The 18259-nt window shown below is 72.0% G+C and carries 18 protein-coding genes; 11 read left to right on the top strand and 7 right to left on the bottom strand.

What is annotated here, in order from left to right; translation table 11 throughout:
* Nucleotides 1-69 precede the first annotated feature (69 nt).
* The 6 genes from htpX (at nucleotide 70) to ACZ6R9_RS01325 (ending at nucleotide 5460) form a co-directional block, all read left to right on the top strand.
* A complete protein-coding gene (htpX, locus tag ACZ6R9_RS01350; RefSeq protein WP_465535737.1) occupies nucleotides 70-927 on the top strand; it encodes a zinc metalloprotease HtpX in 858 nt (285 codons plus the stop codon).
* A gap of 159 nt (nucleotides 928-1086) precedes the next feature.
* Nucleotides 1087-2802, top strand: a complete 1716-nt coding sequence (gene ctaD / locus ACZ6R9_RS01345; RefSeq protein WP_465536768.1) for an aa3-type cytochrome oxidase subunit I — start codon at nucleotides 1087-1089, stop codon at nucleotides 2800-2802.
* Nucleotides 2803-2907: 105 nt separating this feature from the next.
* Nucleotides 2908-3324, top strand: coding sequence for an SHOCT domain-containing protein (locus ACZ6R9_RS01340; RefSeq protein WP_380484442.1), 417 nt, complete (start codon nucleotides 2908-2910; stop codon nucleotides 3322-3324).
* Between the two features lie 363 nt (nucleotides 3325-3687).
* Nucleotides 3688-3876, top strand: coding sequence for a hypothetical protein (locus ACZ6R9_RS01335; RefSeq protein WP_465535735.1), 189 nt, complete (start codon nucleotides 3688-3690; stop codon nucleotides 3874-3876).
* Between the two features lie 136 nt (nucleotides 3877-4012).
* A complete protein-coding gene (locus ACZ6R9_RS01330; protein ID WP_465535733.1) occupies nucleotides 4013-4471 on the top strand; it encodes a hypothetical protein in 459 nt (152 codons plus the stop codon).
* A 164-nt stretch (nucleotides 4472-4635) separates the two neighbouring features.
* The gene (locus ACZ6R9_RS01325; protein ID WP_465535731.1) at nucleotides 4636-5460 is read left to right on the top strand and encodes an SAM-dependent methyltransferase; all 825 of its coding nucleotides are present in this window, start codon (nucleotides 4636-4638) and stop codon (nucleotides 5458-5460) included.
* A gap of 10 nt (nucleotides 5461-5470) precedes the next feature.
* On the opposite strand, the gene ACZ6R9_RS01320 is transcribed toward ACZ6R9_RS01325, so the two are convergent.
* Entirely contained in the window at nucleotides 5471-6439 is a 969-nt protein-coding gene (locus tag ACZ6R9_RS01320; protein ID WP_380484450.1) for a helix-turn-helix domain-containing protein, read from the bottom strand.
* 112 nt (nucleotides 6440-6551) lie between these two features.
* Nucleotides 6552-6791, bottom strand: a complete 240-nt coding sequence (locus tag ACZ6R9_RS01315) for a DUF397 domain-containing protein (RefSeq protein ID WP_380484452.1) — start codon at nucleotides 6789-6791, stop codon at nucleotides 6552-6554.
* A 356-nt stretch (nucleotides 6792-7147) separates the two neighbouring features.
* Between ACZ6R9_RS01315 and ACZ6R9_RS01310 the strand changes: the two genes are divergently transcribed.
* The gene (locus ACZ6R9_RS01310) at nucleotides 7148-7549 is read left to right on the top strand and encodes a YccF domain-containing protein (protein WP_380484453.1); all 402 of its coding nucleotides are present in this window, start codon (nucleotides 7148-7150) and stop codon (nucleotides 7547-7549) included.
* A gap of 110 nt (nucleotides 7550-7659) precedes the next feature.
* On the top strand, nucleotides 7660-8430 hold the full coding sequence (locus ACZ6R9_RS01305; protein WP_465535727.1) for a phosphotransferase: 771 nt from the start codon (nucleotides 7660-7662) through the stop codon (nucleotides 8428-8430).
* Here ACZ6R9_RS01305 and mug read toward each other — a convergent pair.
* The gene (mug, locus tag ACZ6R9_RS01300; RefSeq protein WP_380484457.1) at nucleotides 8416-8988 is read right to left on the bottom strand and encodes a G/U mismatch-specific DNA glycosylase; all 573 of its coding nucleotides are present in this window, start codon (nucleotides 8986-8988) and stop codon (nucleotides 8416-8418) included. The genes ACZ6R9_RS01305 and mug overlap by 15 nt on opposite strands.
* A gap of 127 nt (nucleotides 8989-9115) precedes the next feature.
* On the opposite strand from mug, the gene ACZ6R9_RS01295 reads away from it, so the two are divergent.
* Together ACZ6R9_RS01295 and ACZ6R9_RS01290 are read left to right on the top strand one after the other, a co-directional pair.
* The gene (locus ACZ6R9_RS01295; protein ID WP_465535725.1) at nucleotides 9116-9571 is read left to right on the top strand and encodes a hypothetical protein; all 456 of its coding nucleotides are present in this window, start codon (nucleotides 9116-9118) and stop codon (nucleotides 9569-9571) included.
* Nucleotides 9572-9837: 266 nt separating this feature from the next.
* On the top strand, nucleotides 9838-13047 hold the full coding sequence (locus ACZ6R9_RS01290; RefSeq protein WP_465535723.1) for an AfsR/SARP family transcriptional regulator: 3210 nt from the start codon (nucleotides 9838-9840) through the stop codon (nucleotides 13045-13047).
* A 133-nt stretch (nucleotides 13048-13180) separates the two neighbouring features.
* Here the strand turns inward: ACZ6R9_RS01290 and ACZ6R9_RS01285 are convergent, their stop codons facing one another.
* Nucleotides 13181-14686, bottom strand: coding sequence for an alpha/beta hydrolase (locus tag ACZ6R9_RS01285; RefSeq protein WP_465535721.1), 1506 nt, complete (start codon nucleotides 14684-14686; stop codon nucleotides 13181-13183).
* Between the two features lie 378 nt (nucleotides 14687-15064).
* On the opposite strand from ACZ6R9_RS01285, the gene ACZ6R9_RS01280 reads away from it, so the two are divergent.
* Nucleotides 15065-15397: a tyrosine-type recombinase/integrase gene (locus ACZ6R9_RS01280; RefSeq protein ID WP_465535719.1), complete on the top strand. Its 333-nt coding sequence runs from the start codon at nucleotides 15065-15067 to the stop codon at nucleotides 15395-15397.
* Between the two features lie 88 nt (nucleotides 15398-15485).
* Here ACZ6R9_RS01280 and ACZ6R9_RS01275 read toward each other — a convergent pair whose 3' ends face one another.
* The 3 genes from ACZ6R9_RS01275 to ACZ6R9_RS01265 form a co-directional block, all read right to left on the bottom strand.
* On the bottom strand, nucleotides 15486-16187 hold the full coding sequence (locus ACZ6R9_RS01275; RefSeq protein ID WP_380484474.1) for a hypothetical protein: 702 nt from the start codon (nucleotides 16185-16187) through the stop codon (nucleotides 15486-15488).
* A gap of 115 nt (nucleotides 16188-16302) precedes the next feature.
* Nucleotides 16303-17709 carry a hypothetical protein gene (locus ACZ6R9_RS01270; RefSeq protein ID WP_465535717.1) on the bottom strand — a complete coding sequence of 469 codons (1407 nt, stop codon included), beginning with the start codon at nucleotides 17707-17709 and terminating at the stop codon, nucleotides 16303-16305.
* Nucleotides 17709-18023: a hypothetical protein gene (locus ACZ6R9_RS01265; protein ID WP_465535715.1), complete on the bottom strand. Its 315-nt coding sequence runs from the start codon at nucleotides 18021-18023 to the stop codon at nucleotides 17709-17711. Before ACZ6R9_RS01265 ends, ACZ6R9_RS01270 begins: the two co-directional genes overlap by 1 nt.
* Nucleotides 18024-18259 lie beyond the last annotated feature (236 nt).

Genomic DNA, 18259 nt, shown 5'->3' with positions numbered 1-18259 from the left:
CTCGGCGCGTTGATCCCGGCAGAAGGAAGCTGCTCCACCGGCTTCCCCGGCACCACAGGAGGGCCCGCAGTGCACCGCCACCACAATGGATTGCGGACGGCCGTTCTGCTCGGCGGCCTGTCCGCGCTGATCCTGGTGATCGGCAGTTTCTTCGGCCGCACCGGCTTGCTGGTGGCGCTGCTGATCGCGCTCGGCACCAACGCCTACGCGTACTGGAACAGCGACAAGCTGGCGCTGCGCGCGATGCGGGCCCGGCCGGTCAGTGAGATCGAGGCCCCGCAGCTCTACCGGATCGTCCGTGAACTCTCCACCGCCGCCCGGCAGCCGATGCCCCGGCTGTACATCTCGCCCACGCCCGCGCCGAATGCTTTCGCCACCGGCCGCAACCCGCGCAACGCGGCGGTCTGCTGCACCGACGGCATCCTCCAGCTGCTGGACGAGCGCGAGCTGCGCGGAGTGCTCGGCCACGAGCTCAGCCACGTCTACAACCGGGACATCCTGATCTCCTCGGTGGCCGGCGCGCTGGCCTCGGTGGTGATGTTCCTGGTGAACTTCGCCTGGCTGATCCCGTTCGGCCGCTCCGAGGACGACGAGGGCCCGGGCCTGTTCGGCATGCTGCTGATCATGATCCTGGGGCCGATCGCGGCGAGCCTGATCCAACTGGCCGTCAGCCGCTCCCGCGAGTACCAGGCGGACGCCGACGGAGCCCGGATCACCGGCGACCCGCTGGCCCTGGCCAGCGCGCTGCGCAAGCTGGAGATCGGCACCCAGCGCCTCCCGCTGCCGCCCGAGCCGCAGCTGCAGACCGCCAGCCACATGATGATCGCCAACCCGTTCCGGCCCGGCGAGGTCGGCGCCAAGCTGTTCTCCACCCACCCGCCGATGGGCGAGCGGATCGCCCGCCTGGAGCGGATGGCGGGCCGCTGACCACTCGGGCTCCCTCGGCCACCACCGGCTGACTCCCTCGGCCACCACCGGCTGACTCCTTCGGGCGACGGCCCGGCGAGCGTCCGTCCGGGTGCCTGGCCCCGCTGGTAGTGCTGGACGCACTGCCAGACCCGAGGCCGGAGGTGCGGTGCGGTGACGATGCTGCCGAGCGATGCCGAACTGGGCGTGACCGGCCCGCCCGTCCGGCGGGAACCGCGCCGCCGCTTCGGCCGGGCCACCCGTCCGCACCGGGGCCGCCGGCTGGTGATGTGGCTGACCACCACCGACCACAAGCAGATCGGCACCCTCTACCTCGTCACCTCCTTCGCGTTCTTCCTGGTCGGCGGGGTGATGGCGCTGCTGATGCGGGCCGAGCTGGCCCGGCCGGGGACGCAGCTCCTCTCCAACGAGCAGTACAACCAGCTGTTCACCATTCACGGCACGATCATGCTGCTGATGTTCGCCACCCCACTGTTCGCGGGCTTCGCGAACTGGTTCATGCCCCTGCAGGTCGGCGCCCCCGACGTCGCCTTTCCCCGGCTGAACGCCTTCGCGTACTGGCTGTACCTGTTCGGCTCGTTGATCGTGATGGCCGGGTTCGTCACCCCGCAGGGGGCGGCGGACTTCGGCTGGTTCGCCTACTCGCCGCTGAACGACGCGATGCACTCGCCGTCGGTCGGCGCCGACCTGTGGATCATGGGCCTGGCGTTCTCCGGCTTCGGCACCATTCTCGGCTCGGTCAACTTCGTCGCCACCATCATCTGCCTGCGGGCACCGGGGATGACCATGTTCCGGATGCCGATCCTGGTCTGGAACGTGCTGCTGACCGCCGTGCTGGTCCTGATGTCATTTCCGGTGCTGGCCGCCGCGCTGCTCTGCCTGGAGGCGGACCGCAAGTTCGGCGCGCACGTCTTCGACCCAGCGAACGGCGGGGCGATCCTCTGGCAGCACCTGTTCTGGTTCTTCGGCCACCCCGAGGTGTACATCATCGCGCTGCCGTTCTTCGGCATCGTCTCGGAGATCATCCCGGTGTTCAGCCGCAAGCCGATGTTCGGCTACTCCGGTCTGATCGCCGCCACCATCGCGATCGCCGGCCTGTCGATCACCGTCTGGGCGCACCACATGTTCGTGACGGGGCAGGTGCTGCTGCCGTTCTTCTCCTTCATGACGCTGCTGATCGCCGTCCCGACCGGGGTGAAGTTCTTCAACTGGATCGGCACCATGTGGCGCGGCTCGCTGTCCTTCGAGACGCCGATGCTCTGGTCGGTCGGCTTCCTGGTGACCTTCCTGTTCGGCGGCCTGACGGGCGTGCTGCTGGCCTCGCCGCCGGTCGACTTCCACGTCTCGGACTCGTACTTCGTGGTGGCGCACTTCCACTACGTGGTGTTCGGCACGGTGGCGTTCGCGATGTTCGCGGGCTTCTACTTCTGGTGGCCGAAGATGACCGGCCGGATGCTCGACGAACGGCTCGGGAAGATCCACTTCTGGACGCTGTTCGTCGGCTTCCACACCACCTTCCTGGTCCAGCACTGGCTCGGCGCCGAGGGCATGCCCCGCCGCTACGCCGACTACCTGGCCTCGGACGGCTTCACCACGCTGAACACCATCTCCACCATCGGCTCGTTCCTGCTCGGCCTGTCCACCCTGCCGTTCCTCTACAACGTCTGGCGGACCGCCGGGCACGCCCCGCGGGTGGTCGGGGACGACCCGTGGGGCTACGGCCGCTCGCTGGAGTGGGCGACCTCCTGCCCGCCGCCCCGCCACAACTTCGTCACCCTGCCGCGGGTCCGCTCCGAATCCCCGGCCTTCGACCTGCACCACCCGGAGATCGCCGAGTTCGACCGGCTGCAGAACAACCCGGACCGAGTCCTCTGACGCTCGACGTGCGGTGCCCGATTCGCGGTGATACGAATCGTTTCGTCCCTGTGCTGCACGAGGCGCGGGGACGTTCCGGCTGACTGTGCGCGGGATCGGAGCGTCATGGACTATCCGCTGCTCAACATCTTCTGGACGATGCTGGAGCTGTTCCTCTGGATCCTCTGGTTCTTCCTGCTGTTCAAGATCATCGGCGATATCTTCCGCAGCCAGGACATGGGCGGCGGCGCCAAGGCCGGCTGGACGGTGCTGGTGATCCTGCTGCCCTTCCTCGGCGTCCTGATCTACCTGATCGTCCGCGGCGGCTCCATGCACGAACGCGACCTCGCCCAGGCCCAGCAGGCCGACGCCGCCTTCCAGGACTACATCCGCCGCGCCGCCGGCACCGCCCCCGCCGCCGGCCCGGCCGAGGGTGGCCCGAAGAGCCATGTGGACGACCTCCACAGGCTGGCCGAGCTCAAGAACAGCGGCGCGATCACCGACGAGGAGTACCAGCGGGCCAAGGACAAACTGCTCGCCTGACACTCCGGACCATGCCTGGAGGCCCGTCCCCTCGGGGCGGGCCTGATGGTTGTGCGGGGCAGGTCGGTCCGGTCATCGGTGATCGAAGTCGAGTGCGCTACGACCGATCCCGATCGGTTGCCGTTCGACACTCAACCGGGGGATTTCGCAGCTCAGTTGGCGACGAATCGGCCGCTCGCGGCCGGTAGATTCTGCTGCACGGCCACCCCCGGAGCGGGGCTGCCCCGCCCGGTGCGGCAACACCGGACGAGGCGGTGCGGGCCGATCAGAGGAGGTAGCACACCTGTGAATGACCGACCCTCCCGGGAACGCACAAGGCTTCCCGAAGTGGTGCTCCACGCTAGCAGGGCCGACGGCCCGGGCGTGGGATTGCGCAGAGTTCGCGCCGTCCGCGGTGCGGCCCGGCTGCGGGCACTGCTGGTGGTCCCGCTGCTGGTCTGGGCGGTGACCGCCGCCGGTCCGATCGAGTGGGAGCGCACCGTGCTGGTGCTCGGCCTGCTGAGGCTCTGCCGGGACGCCCACGTCGAGTGGTGCTGGGCCGACCGGCGCTGACCCTGCCGCGACCGCCCGGGCCGCCCAGGCCGCCCGGGCGGGCGCCACGGCTCGTTCCACCCACCGCACTTCACCCCATCCCGCTTCACCCTGCCGCGCCCACGCCCGACTCGGGCCGACGCCGAAGGAGCCATGGGTGTCCCGTTCGCGCAAGCCCGCGATAGCCGACTCCGGTTACGCCGCGTTCGTCCAACTCCACTGCCGCAGTTATCAGGCGTACGCCCGGGCGCGGCTCGGGGACGGTGCGTTGGCCGGCCGGGTGGTCGAACAGGTGCTGCGGTGCGCCGAGTTGAGCTGGACGCAGGCGCTGAACGACGACCCGGCGGCGTTCACCTGGCGGGTGCTGTGCGACAGCGTCACGCTCGCCAGCCGTCAGGCCTGCGACCTCCGGCTGGACCGGCTGCACCGGGCGCTGCCGGACCGGGCCGCCGACGCCGCGCTGCTGCACGAGCGGCTCGGCATGGCGCCGCGCGCCGCGGCCGAGCTGATGGGCCTCAACGAGCCGCAGCTGCATGTCCAGTTGATGGCGGCCAGGCGGCTGCTGGCCGGTGGCGAGGCGCCGTTCCACGGCGGGACGGAGGGGGCCGAGGCCTGATTCGGGCGCATGGCGCGCGGCCCCGTAGCGGACCGGCGGGGAGCATTCGCCATGGTTCGCCATACTCGCAAGGGGTTTCACTCTTGCGAGTTGTTTCGCGTGCCCGCACGCGGCTCAGAACATGACGTGGCATCAGAATCGTGGTGGCGGAGCGGAGTTCGAGCATGGGGGCCGGTGGCGTGACCGAGGGCGTAGCAGCGTTTCCGCCGTTCGACCCGGACAGACCCAGCGCGGCACGGATGCACGACTGGCTGCTCGGCGGCCGGAACAACTACGACTCCGACCGGCTCGCGGGCGAGGAGTTGCTGCGGATCGCGCCGAGCGCCCGCGAACTGGCCCAGAGCAACCGGGCGTTCCTGGTCCGGGCGGTCCGGCACATCGCCACCCGGTACGGCATCCGGCAGTTCCTCGACCACGGCTCGGGCCTGCCGACCCGGACGAACGTGCACCAGGTCGCCCAGGCCGTGCACCAGGACTGCAAGGTCGTCTACATCGACAACGACCCGATGGTGCTTGCCTACGGGCGCGCCCTGCTGGACGAGAACCCGAACGTGACGATCCTGCCCGCCGACCTGGTGGAGACCGAGAGGATCCGGGCGGGCGTGCAGGGCCGCATCGACTTCTCGCAGCCGATTGCCGCGCTGTTCGTCTCCGTGCTGCACTGCCTCCCGGACGGCAAGGACCCGCGCGCGGTGATCGAGCGAACGGTGCGTCAACTGGCCAAGGGCAGCGTGGTGGTGGCCTGCCAGCTGGTCAGTCGGAGCGGCCGGATCCGCCGACAGGTGACCGACCTGATGGCGGAGCGGACCGGGGGCTACTGGGGGCGGGTGCGGACGGAGGAGGAGGTCCGTCGCTTCTTCGACATCGACCGGTTGAACGTCCAGGAGCCCGGCCTGCTCGACGTCGCGGACTGGAAGCCCGATGTGCCGTCTGTCCGCCAGGCCACCGAGGAGTGGTTCGAGTTCGGTGGGCTGGCCGTCGTGGAGTGAGCGCGGCGAGCTACAGGTGTGAGCGGTGCACCCTCAGCGCCTCGACGATCAGCCGACGGCTGTCGTCCCGGCCCGGTGCCTGGCGCACGGCCTCGTCGGTCACGAACCGGAAGTCCTTGAAATCGTCGGAGGAGGTCTCGCCGTCCAGCGGGCCCCGGTAGTAGTCGCCCCGCCCGGCGTACTCGTTGTAGATCACCGACGGCACCGCGAAGAGCTGCCCTTCGAAGTCCAGCCTGGTCACCGAGGACACCTGCAGGGCCAGCTGCAGATCCATCGGGATGATGCGCACGCCGATCCGCGGCGTCTCGACGAAGGCGAGCAGCCGCTCCAGCTGCTCCACCATCAGGCCGCGCGAGCCGATCACCTGGCGCAGCACGTTCTCCCGGATGAAGAACACCGAGCGCGGTGGCTCCGTGGCGAAGAACCGGCGGGCCCGCTCGGCGCGCAGCTTGACCACCTGCTGCGCCAGATGCCGCTGGCTGGGCAGCAAGGTCCCCTCGGTGACCGCCGTGCGGTAGGCATCGGTCTGCAGCAGGCCCGGGACGAATCCGGTCTCCACCGAGTACAGGTGGCTGGCCCGGCTCTCCAACTCGCTCAGCCGCACCATCGCCTCCGGCACCGCGTCCCGGTAGGCGGTCCGGAACGAGGACGCCCAGCCGGGCACGGAAGCATCCCGGGCCAGGCGCATCAGCTGGTCGAACTCCGGCCCGGCCGGCACCCCCAGCTCCTTGAGGATCAGCGCGATCCCTTCCGGCTTGTCGATCCGGGTCGCGCCCGCCTCGATCCGGGAGTAGAGCGTGGGGGAGTAGCGGGTCTTCTTCGCCAGCGACTTCTGGCTCCGGGCGCCCCGGAGCGTCTTCAGCCACGCGCCGAGCAGCAGGGCCGGCAGCGGCCAGGACTCGCCCTCGCCCGCCGTGGGCTGCGGGCGCCGAAACGGAATGACGTTCCCGTGGTACCCATCACGTCCGGCTGTGGACATGAATCCCCCCTTGCGGCAATTAATCCATCCTTTTACGTGAAGGAGAATATACCGACGCAAGAGGGGTACGGCTACAGGTCCCCGAAATGGGGAATGTCGTCAGCTCATGTGATTAGACGGCCATGTGATCGAATTCGCCGTTACGTGCCCCGTCGAGGTAGGCCGCGATCTCCTGCACGCTGAAGATCAGCGCCGGACCCGACGGGTCCAGGCTGTGCCGGACGGCGACCCGGCCGTCGTCCATCTTGCGCATCTCCACGCACTGGCCGACGTTCGAGCTGCGCCGGGCCTTCACCCAGGGCGTCTTCGCCTCGATCAGGTCTGCCGCCATGCCGTTGGTGTACTCGCTCATACCAAGCACCTCCTGTTGATGAGTTCGCCGACGGAGCCCCTTCGGCTGGCCGAGGGGCTCCGCTGAGCGGCCTGCGCAATCCCGCGCGAAATTGCGCGGCTTGGGCGAGACGAAATGATTCACGCCGGGTGGCGCGGCGCGCCATTCCCTGATGGGGTGAATTGTGGCGGGATCTGAACACTTGTTATCAGAGCCTGATCGAATCAACTGTGCAATGGCGGGGCGATCGATCGAGCTGGAACCGGAACGGGAAACGGCGGGTGCCGGCCGCCGACGGCCGGCCGGATCGTCACACCCGTGCCACAACGGCGCCGCACCGGCTCCCCAGCGGGGCCCGACCGTGGGACGCTGGAGGCATGAAGGTGGTCAACTTCCTGCTCAACGTCATCTGGCTGCTGTTCTGTGGCCTGTGGATGGCGATCGGGTACGCCCTCGCCGGGATCATCTGCTTCGTCCTGATCGTCACGATCCCGTTCGGCATCGCAGCCTTCCGGCTGGCCGGCTTCATGCTGTGGCCGTTCGGCCGGACCACCGTGGTGCGGGCCGATGCCGGGGCGCCGTCCTGCGTGGGGAACGTGATCTGGCTGGTGTTCGCCGGATGGTGGCTGGCGCTCGGTCACATCGTCACCTCGATCCCGCTGTTCCTGTCGATCATCGGCATCCCGTTCGGCTGGGCGAACCTCAAGATGGTGCCGATCTCGCTCACCCCGCTCGGCCGCGAGGTGATCCGGACCGAGGACGGCTTCGGCGCCCGCTGACCGTGCTGACCGCGCCGACCGCGCCGACCGGAAAGCGGTTGGCAGCCGGTCCGGGGCCGGGGTAGAACCGTCCGGTCGCGGAAGGCTGTGGAGACGGGAGGAACGGGCGGGTGGCGGACAGCGAGATCCTGGCCGGCGGCGTCAACCAGGTGGAGCGGGTCGGTGAGCGGGTGTTGCGGCCGACCGGGTCGTGGTCGCCGGCCGTGCACGGGCTGCTGGGGCACCTGCGGGCGAGCGGGTTCACCGCGGCGCCCCGGTTCCACGGGCTGACGGCGGACGGGCGGGAGATCCTCGACTTCCTGCCCGGCGAGGTCTCCGACTACCCGGCCACGCCCGCCGCCGCCTCCCGCACCGCGCTGCTCACCGCGGCCCGGGTGCTGCGCGCCTACCACGACGCCACCGCCGGATACTCGGCCGACGGCTGGATGCTGCCCGCCCGCGAGCCCGCCGAGGTGATCTGCCACGGCGACTACGCCCCGCACAACTGCGTGCTGGACGGCGAACGGGTGGTCGGCGTCATCGACTTCGACACCGCGCATCCCGGCCCCCGGCTGTGGGACGTCGGGTACGCGGTCTACCGCTGGGCCCCCACCACCGCGCCCGGGAACGCCGACGGCTTCGGCACGCCGGACGAACAGGCCGCCCGCGTACGGGAGTTCTGCGAGGCGTACGGGCTGGACGCGGTCGGCCGGGCCGGGCTGGTGGACGCCGTCGCGGCCCGGCTGCACGCGCTGGTCGACCACATGCGGGCCGAGGCCGCCGCCGACAGCGCCGCGTTCGCCTCGCACCTGGCCGACGGGCACCACCTGATGTACCTGTCGGACGCCGCGTACGTGGTGCGCGAGCGCGCCCGATTCGAGCGGGCGCTACATGGCGCTTGACCCCTCCAGGTGTTCGCGCAGGGTGCGGAACTCGGCGGCGATCCCGTCCAGCGTGTAGTGCGCGTTCAGTCCGCTCGGGTTCGGCAGCAGCCAGACCTCGGTGTCGCCGATGGTCTCCGGCTGCCGGCCGACCGCCGCCTTCGGGCGGCCGAACGCGGCCCGGTACGCGCCGATACCGAGCACCGCCAGCGCGCGCGGCCGCAGGCGGAGCACCCGTTCGACCAGCGCCTCGCCGCCCGCCCGGTACTCCTCGGCGGTCAGTTCGGCGGCCTTCGCGGTGGTCCGGGCCACGACGTTGGTGATGCCCAGCCCGAGCGCGAGCAGCTCGTCCTGCTCCTCGGGCCCCAACTGCCGAGGGGTGAAGCCGGACCGGTGCAGGGCCGGCCAGAAGCGGTTGCCGGGGCGGGCGAAGTGGTGGCCGGTGGCGCCCGACCACAGGCCCGGGTTGATGCCGCAGAACAGCACCCGCAGGTCCGGCGCGGACACATCGGGGATGGTGGTGTCCTGGGCGGCGGCGAGCTGCTCGGCGGTCGGGCGGGGCGGGGGAGTGCGAGTCACCCGGACCACTCTGCCGCAGCTCGTCGGTGGGCGAGGGTACTTGATCCGTTCATGTCCGGTTTATTGGATGGATAGCCAGTTCGATTGTTTTCCAGACCTGATGACTTTTCGGGCGGAGAATGGCGAGGTGCCATACGAACTGAACGCCCTGATCGCCACCGATGAGCTGATCACCGTCGTGGCGGCCGAGCTCCCGATCGCGCGGGTCGCCCGCCTGCCCCACGGGCTGGCGGTCATCCCGATGACGGACGAACTCCACCATGCGCTCCAGCAGCCGTCCAACGCGCCCGACTACGACTTCAAGCGATTCCCGTCCGGATTCGCGCGGCGGATCGCCGGCTGGTCCAAGGCAGCGCCGATCGCCTACACAGAGATCGACGCCGAACACCCCACCGGCCGGCGCGCCGCCCTCTGGTACGACGGCCACATCACCCTCGGCCCGCTCACCCCCGCCGACGGCGCCCCGCTCGCCCGGATCCTCCACGGCCTCGGCGCGCCCGCCACCGCGCTGCCCGAACTCACCGACGCCCTCGACGCCCTCTGCCGCACCGCGCCCGAGAGCCCCGCCCCGCCCGGGAACTGACCCGGCATCCGGCCCCGCCCCGCCGTGAAGTGCCCGGCCGGGCGGCACCGCCCCGCCGTGAAGTGCCCGGCCGGGCGGCACCGCCCCGCCGTGAAGCGCCCGGCCGGGCGGCACCGCCCCGCCGTGAAGCGCCCGGCCGGGCGGCACCGCCCCGCCGTGAAGCGCCTGGCAGGAAGGCCCCGCCCCGCCGTGCGGCGCCCGGCCGGACGCCGCGAGAATGATCACCGGCAATCGGGCGGACGGGGGCGGGCAAGGTGCGGATCAACGTGCTGGGACCGCTCCACGTGGTGCGCGACGACGGGCCGGCCCCCGGACTCGGCGGAACCCGACTGCGGCTGCTGCTGATCCGGCTGTCCCTCGACCCCGGGCGGGTGGTCACCCGTGAACGCCTGGTCGACGACCTCTGGGGCGACACCCCGCCCGCCGAACCGGTCGGCGCCGTGCAGTCGCTGGTCTCCCGGCTGCGCCGCACCCTCGGCACGGACCGCACGGCCATCGGCTCGCACCCCGCCGGATACCTGCTCGACCTGCCCCGCGGCCACGTCGACGCCTGGGACTTCGAACAGCGCGCCGCCACCGGCCGGGCCGCCCTCGCCGCAGGCGAACCCGCCCGCGCCGCCGATGAGCTGAGCCGCGCCCTGGAACTCTGGCGCGGCGCACCGTTCGCCGACGCCGAAGCCGCCGGATTCACCGCCGCCCCGGCCGCCCGGCTCACCGAACTGCGGCTCGCCGCCACCGAGGACCGCGCCGACGCCCTGCTCACCCTCGGCCGGGCCGACACCCTGCCCCGGCTGGTCGCCGAACTCACCGCACAGCGCGTCGCCCACCCGCTGCGTGAGCGGACCGCCGCACGCCTGATCCGCGCCCTGCACGCCAACGGCCAGGGCGCCGACGCCCTGGACGTGTTCGACCGCACCCGACAGGCGCTGGCCGAAGAACTCGGCACCGACCCGTCCAGCGAACTGCGCGACGCCCACCTGCGCGTCCTGGCCGGCACCCGGCCGCCCGCCCCGCGCCCCGCCCCGGTGGGCCGCAGCGTGCTGCCCGGACCGCTCACCGCGCTGATCGGCCGCGACGCCGACCTGGCGGCCGTCCGGGACCGGCTGCGCCACTCCCGCCTGCTGACCCTCACCGGACCGGGCGGCGTCGGCAAGACCCGCCTCGCCCTGGCCGCCGCCACCGGCGCCCCCGCCGGAACGGACGTCCGGCTCGCCGAACTCGCCGGCGCGGAAGGCCCCGACGGGCCCGCCCGGGCCGTACTGGCCGCGCTGCGCCCCGCCGACGCCGGGGTGCTCACCGGCGGCCTCCCCACCGGCGAGCCCCCCGGCGACCCGCTGGAGCGGATCGTCCGCGCCGTGGACGGCCGCGACGTCCTGCTCGTCCTCGACAACTGCGAACACCTGATCGCGGACGCCGCCCGGCTCGCCCACCGCCTGCTCGCGGCCGCTCCCCGGCTCACCGTGCTCGCCACCAGCCGCGAACCCCTCGGCGTACCCGGCGAGACACTCTGGCCGGTGCCGCCGCTCGCCGTCCCCGAACCCGGCAGCACCCCGCGGCAGGCCCTCGCCCACCCCGCCGTCGCCCTCTTCGCCGAACGGGCCGCCGCGGCCCGCCCCGGATTCGCCCTCGACCGGGACACCGTCGCACCCGTGGTCCGGATCTGCCGGGAACTCGACGGCCTCCCGCTGGCCCTCGAACTCGCCGCCGCCCGGCTCCGCGCCCTCACCCCCGACCGGATCGCGGCCCGCCTGCACGACCGCCTCCGCCTGCTCGACCGCGGCCCGCGCACCGCCCCCGACCGGCACCGCACCCTGCGCGCCGTCATCGACTGGAGCTGGGACCTGCTCGACCCCGACGAACGCGTCCTGCTGCGCCGGCTCTCGGTCTTCGCCGCCGGCGCCGACCTCCGCGACGCCCACCCCGTCTGCGCCGCGCACTGGCCCGCCGGACCGGACCCCGACCCCACCGCCGTCGAGGACCTGCTGACCGCGCTCGCCGACAAGTCCCTGCTGGTGAGCACCACTTCGGAGACCGGGCCGGCGCGCTACCGCCTGCTGGAAACCGTCCGCGCCTACGCCGCCGAACGGCTCGCCGAGGCCGGCGAACACGACCGCACCGCCGACGCCCACCTGCGCTGCTTCCTCGACCTCGCCGAACACGCCGAACCCCTGCTGCGGACCGACCGCCAACTCGACCGACTGGCCCGGCTCGACGCCGAACAGGACAACCTCGACGCCGCACTCCGCCACGCCGTCACCGCCGGTCCGTCCGACCACGCCCTCCGGCTGGCGGCCGCCCGCGCCTGGCCCTGGCTGATGCGCGGCCGCGCCCACGAAGCCGGCGAACGCACCGCGGCCGTGCTCGCCGCCCACGGCACCACCCCGCCGCCCGGCCTGGAACAGCAGCACGCCCGGTGCGTGATCCTCGCCCAACTCGCCGCCCCGCCACGCGAACCCGCCGCCCCGCTGACGCCCGAGGCGTTCGGCGCCGCCCTCGCCACCGCCCGGCACGCCGACCACCCCGTCGCCCTCGCCGCCGCCCTGCTGCTCGCCGCCGCCGGCCCGCCGGACGCGATCGCCGCAACCGCGCGGGAGTACTGCCGGCACCCCGACGCGTGGACCCGGTCCGCCGCCCAACTGGTGCTCGGACGCATCGAGTTGAGCGCCGGACGGATCGATCCCGCCGAGCGCTGCCTGCGCACCGCCGGGGACGGCTTCCGTACCCTCGGCGACCGCTGGGGCCACGCCATGGCCCTGGTCACGCTGGCCGCGCTGCTGGCCGTCACCGGTGCGGCCGAGGAAGCACTCGGCGCACTCGACGAGGCCGCACTCCTGGACGCCGCGACCGGCGGCCCCGGCGAAGCACCACTGACCCTGCTGCTGGCCGGCCGCCTCCGCACCCGCAACGGCGACCCGGCCGCCGCCCGGGCCGACCTCGAACGCGCCCGCACCGCCGCCGAACACGCCCGCGACCCGCACCTGGAAGCCGCCGCCGACTACGCACTCGGCGAACTCGCCCGCCGCACCGGCGACTTGACCACCGCCCTGGCCACCCAGCGGGCCACCCTGCAACGGCTCGAACAACTCCCCGCGACCGGCCCCACCCACCTCCACCTGCGTGCCCTCCTGCACACCAGCCTGGCCCGCACCCACCACCGCCTCGCCGACCCGGCCACCGCCGCCACCCTGCACCGCCGCGCACTCGAACTCGCCGCCACCAGCCAGGACCGCCTCGTCCGCGCCGACGTCCTGGAAAGCTGGGCCGAACACCGCCTCGCCCTCGCCGACCCCACCCGCGCCACCACCACCCTCGCGGCCGCCTACGCGCTCCGCGGCGGCCACGACGCCGGCGACCCCGAACTCCGCACCGTCCTGGACGGCTGCGCCGCCGCCCTCGGGGACACCGCCTTCCGAGCCGCCTGGAACCACGGGCTGAACCTCACCGACCCGGAGGCAGCCGCGCTGGACGGCAGCTGACGGCGGACCGAGGACGGCCGGCGCGGGGCGAACGCCGTCGCACCGGCGGTTGGTCGCTGCCCGCCCACGGCCGCCCCAGCCTGCGCCCAGGTGCCGGCGCGACGGTTCGTCGTGCACCCCGTCCGACGGGCATTCAGCCCTGTTCGAACGGCTGCCGGTTCGGTGCGCACACCGTTCCCGCCGCCGGCAGGGTGCCGTCCACCAGGTAGCGGGCCTCGTACCGGGCCGCGCAGTCGCTCGGGTTGGCCAGCACGGTGTGGCCGAAGCCGTCCACCGTCAGCAGGACGGCCCGGGCGAGCGAACGGGCCATGGCGCGCGAACCCTGGTACGGCATCGCCGGGTCGCCGGTGTTCGCCACCACCAGGACCGGCCGGGCCGTCCGGCGGTCCCACGGGCCGTCGTACCGGTCACGGTCCTGGGCCGGCCAGCCGGTGCAGCGCTCGTCCGTCCAGGCGAACCACGGGCCGACCGCACCCGACCGGGCCCGGGCCAGTGCCGCCGTTTCCGCCGGGTCGGCGGTGGCCGACGGGCCGGCGCTGTCCGCGCACACCACCGCCAGTGCCTGGTCCGGCGACGGGTGGACGGCGGGCGGCAGCGGTCCGGCGGGTGCGTCGGTCGCTGCCCACAGTGTCTGCAGCAGCGTGCCGAGTTGCGTCCAGCCGGTGCCGGGAAGGCCGGGGACGGGTGTCGCGGCGTACAGCGAGAGGATCGTCGCCTCCACCGCCGCACCTTCGGTGAACGTGGTACCGCCGAGCGCCACCGGCCGGGCGCGCAGCCGCGCCAGCAGTTCGTCGTAGCGGGCCCGGGTGGCGGCGGCCGTCCCGGCGGAGAACGCGCACCCGGCGGGGCCGGCCTGGCCGCAGCCGTCGAGGAAGGCGTTCAGTACCCGGCCGGCGGCGACATCGCTGCGATTGCGCAGCAGCGGGCCCATGGTGGCGGCCTCCCCGGCGCGTCCGATGGACCAGGCCACCGGGTCCGGGCCACTGTCCAGCACCATGGCGCGCACCCGGCCGGGGAACAGGTTGGCGTACGTCGCACCCAGGTAACTGCCGTACGAGGTGCCCAGGTAGTTGAGGTCCCGGTCGCCCACGGCCCGGCGGAGCAGGTCCAGGTCCCGCGCCGTGTTCGCGGTCGACAGGTGCGACACCAGCGGCCGGGACGCGCACTGCCGGCCCAGCCGCCGGTACGCGTCCACCCAGGCCCGCTGCTGCTCCGGGCCCACCGGGTGGCCGACGGCGGTGCCGGCCAGCAGGGCCTGCTCGTCCGCCGGGTCGTCGAAGCACTGGACGGGCGCGCTGTTGCCGCTGCCGCGCGGGTCGAAGCTGACGATGTCGAAGCGCTCCCGCACTTCCTCCGGGAACCGGTCGAGCATCAGCGGCAGCGCCACCGTGCCTTGCACGGCAGGTCCGCCCGGGTTGTAGAACAGCGACCCGATCCGGTGCGCCGGATCGCCCGCCGGATGCCGGATGACGGCCAGGTCGATCCCGGCCCCGCGCGGATCCCGGTAGTCGACCGGCACCCTGGCGGTCGCGCACTCGAAGCCCTCCGCGCACGCCGTCCACGCCGGCCGCGGCACCGTCTCCGTCATCGTCTCCGCCACCGCCTCGGCCGGAGTCATCGTCCCCAGCAGCGCGGCCACAGCGGCCCCCGCCCCCAACCGCCACGCAACACGCCCACGACGAGCCATCCGAACGTCCTCCCTCCACAGGCCGGCCGGTCGCCCGTGCCCCTCGGTCGCAGCGTCCTGCCCGGCACCCCGGACGCTCCCGCACCCCGCTGCCGGACCGCCGGCATTCCGCTGGCACGACGCCCGGTCGCGTCAGACCGCGGCGATCCGGTCCGCGAGCTCCCGGTAGCCGACCGGCTCGCCGCACAGCCGCTGCACGGCGGCCAGGCCCGCACTGGCGTGGCCGCCCTCCGCCACGTTCGGCCGACGGCCCGAGGCTCCGGGGGCTGTCCGGCAATTCCGCTCGGCCCCTGGCCTGCGGCTTCTTGGGTGTCGGTGTGGGAGACCCTCGTGCGGGTTGCCGACGAGGCCCTGCGGAAGCAGTACGAGGGCGCGCTCAAGAGCTGGGAACGCCGTGGCCGGCCGACCGACGCGGAGCCGACGCTTCGTCAGGTGCCGGACGACGCCACGATGCACGACCTCCGGCACTTCTACGCCTCGGTGCTGATCAAGCACCGGGAGAGCGTCAAGACGGTGCAGAAGCGGCTCGGGCATGCCAAGCCGTCGATCACGCTCAACACCTACACGCACCTGTGGCCGGACGAGGAGGACTCAACGAGGGCGGCGACCGAGGCTGTCTTCAGCGCGATGCCCTCGAAGCGTCCGTCCCGTTCGGCCACGTAGCGCTCGGGTGCGCGGATGCTGTGCAGCGACCGGGGGCTGTGGTCCGCGCACTCGGCTGACCGCAGGCCCGGGCGCGCATCACCTCGTCCTACTGCCCGTTGTATCGGACGACGACGCCGTTCAGTTCCTTCGCGACCTGGTCGGCGAGCCCGTAGTCGCAGAGGCTGATCGACCAGTTCGCGGCCGTGGCCAGGGCGGCAGGTGCCCCGCGGAAGGCGACCGCGGTGCGAAGCGCCTTGTCCCGGTCGGTGTCGCTGCCGTAGAGCTGCAGGGTCGCACAGTTCGGAGTATGGCCGACCTTGCTTCCGGTTCGGCAGGTCAGCGAGCCGGCGGCTCCGGGTGCCCGCTCCTCGCAGCCGACGGCGGCGTCGAGGGCTGCGGCGAGCTGGTCGATGCTGTCGTAGCGGGGGGAGGTCGGGATCGACGGCAGCGGGTAGTCGGGGACTGTCAGCTCGTCGCCGGGTAGTACGACGCCGCCTAGGGCCTGGGCGATCTGCGGCGCGTAGGCGGGGTTGACGACGTTGATACGCCAGTTCCCGGCGGCGACGAAGGTCTGGTGGAACGCCGTGCGTCCTGCTGCGATCGCGTCCCCGATGTCGTCACGGGTGAAGCGGCCTGGGTCATAGACCTCGACGACGTACTCGAAGCTGTTGCTGTTTACGGTCGCTGTGCAGTCGATCTTCGATCCCCCGTTCAACGTGTTGCGCAGTGTGACGCGGCACGGGACGCCTGCCTTGTCGAGAGCATCCACGACGGCATCCGCATTCGCGAACTGAGGTGCGGTCGGCACGTTCGAGGGCATAGGGACGCGTGGCGGCGGCCCGCCGCTTCCACAGGAGGCCAGGGAAGCGGCGGACAGCAGCACGAGCAGCGGTCGGGTGAGGTGGGGTCGGCGCATCGGGCGCTCAACCTGCTGGCGGCACAGGGGCCGGACCGGGGCTCGGCGTCGGCACGCCGGGTGCTGGCGCGGGGGAGGCACCCGGTGACGGCAGAACCGGCGGGCGGGGTTGGTCCGGGGGCAGTGGCGCGGTGCCGCGCTCGCCGGTGCTCACTCCCGGACCGGCGTAGATGGGGTTCACGTTGACGTTCTGATCGTTGGGAGTCTGGGCTGCAAGCTCATCCAGGGCTTTGCGTCGCTCCGCCTCGGGCAGGTTGTTCCATGCGTCCGCGTCGCGCAGCGATTGCTGCAAACTGTCCCAGCTGTCCGAGCGGTCCTTGATGGCCGCGCCGCGGTGTGAACCGTCATCGCCGTACTGGGCGTTGGAGTCGCGCACCTGCGGCGTGTCAGCCGCGTACAGCAGGAACAGCTGCTTGTCGGTGCTGGCTCCGTGAGGGTTCTTCTGGAGCTGCTGCAGGTAGTAGGCGCTCAGCCGGACGTCCTCGCTCGGGTTCTCCTCGATGTACTTCGCGAGCTGGGAGTTGCTGAGTCCGGAGAGACCTGGAAATGCATTCGGGTTGTCCCTGATCACGCTCCGGGCGGTCGCGAGCTTGACGTGGGTGATGCCGAGCGACTTGTCCGGCTTGAGACTCTCCTCCGCGGACCAGTTGGCCACGCGCCCCGCGGTGGTCAGTGGTCCGTCCAGACCGGGTTCCTGGTTCTGGTACCACTGCTGCTCCTGCCACATGATGGCGAGCAGCAGGTTCGCGCTGATGCCGGTCTCGGCGGATGCCCGACGGGCCGCCTCGATCATCTCGGGTGGGACGTTGATCCGGTGTGGTCCGTTTTGGGTGCTCTGCAGCCGCATGGCGATCGCGAGGGCGCTGTTGCCGTCGCGATCGAGTGCTTCCTGGACTGTCTTGGAGCTCTCGACGGGGGCCAGTTGGGTCAGCGTTCGAAGCTCGTCGGCGGCTGCATTGTCCGCAGCGCTTGCGTCGCGCAGTGCCGCCGTGATCAGAGCCTGTGCCTGGTCGATCTGCTCGCCGAGGGCTGCGGCTCCGGCCGGACTGGTGATCACGGGGTCGGTGTAGACGGTGCCGTCCTGATTGACCTTCAGCTGGTGACCGTGCGCGAAGTCGAGCGCACCGTGCAGGGCTCGCTGGGCGTTCGACATCGCGGTGGCGAGCCGGTCGTAGACCTTGGCGAGATCGCGCATGGAGAGGGCCGCGGCCTCGTAGGCATCTGCATGCCGTGCGAAGCGGGTTCGGGCAGAGTCCCCAGCCGGGCTTAGCCATGCGCTGCCGAGAGTGCGGGCGACCTCTTCACGTGCGACTGCAGCAACGTTCTCGCAGTGCCTTGCCGTGGTCAGCGCGTCGTCGCAGGCCTTCTGCCAGAGTTGGGGCTGGGCTCGATCCAGATCGTCGAGTGTCAGCATCAGGCACCCCGCAGCCACTGGGCGTCGCTGGAGAGCGTTTCAGCTGTCTGGCCATCCGTGGTGACATAGTTGTTCGCCGATGCCTTGAGCGCTTCGGCCGCTGCTTCGACCTCGTCCGCTTCTTTGTGCAGACGGCCCCTCCAGGCAGTGACGCACTGGGAGTTGGCACCGGCCGCCTGCCATCCGAGATGTGCGCCGCCGGCTGTCTCCGCGTCGTCGAGCATGAATCCCCGGCGACTGTCCGAGCTGGCCTCGTGCATGGAGACAGCTACACGTCGGACGCTGTCCGGATCGACGTCGATGTTGGCTCGCAAGTCACCCCCCCATGGTGACTCATTGTCCAGCGATCTTGACGCTCCGTAGGACGGGGCTGATTCGTCGATGGTTCCCGAGCATGGAGATCTCTGGCCTGAGAGCCGCGCGCCTTGGCGCTCGACCTACCAGGCGGTGGCCCTCGGTCGGCGTCGCCAGGGCTGGCGCTCGCCAGAGCGCGGAGGGCACACCGAGTGGCGCTGATTGACGCTGTCGTCAGCACGTGCCCTCGATGTGC

The sequence above is a fragment of the Kitasatospora sp. NPDC048662 genome, from assembly GCF_055587065.1.
Note: the sequence above shows the minus strand (reverse complement) of the source record. Positions and strands in the feature narration are given on the sequence as shown.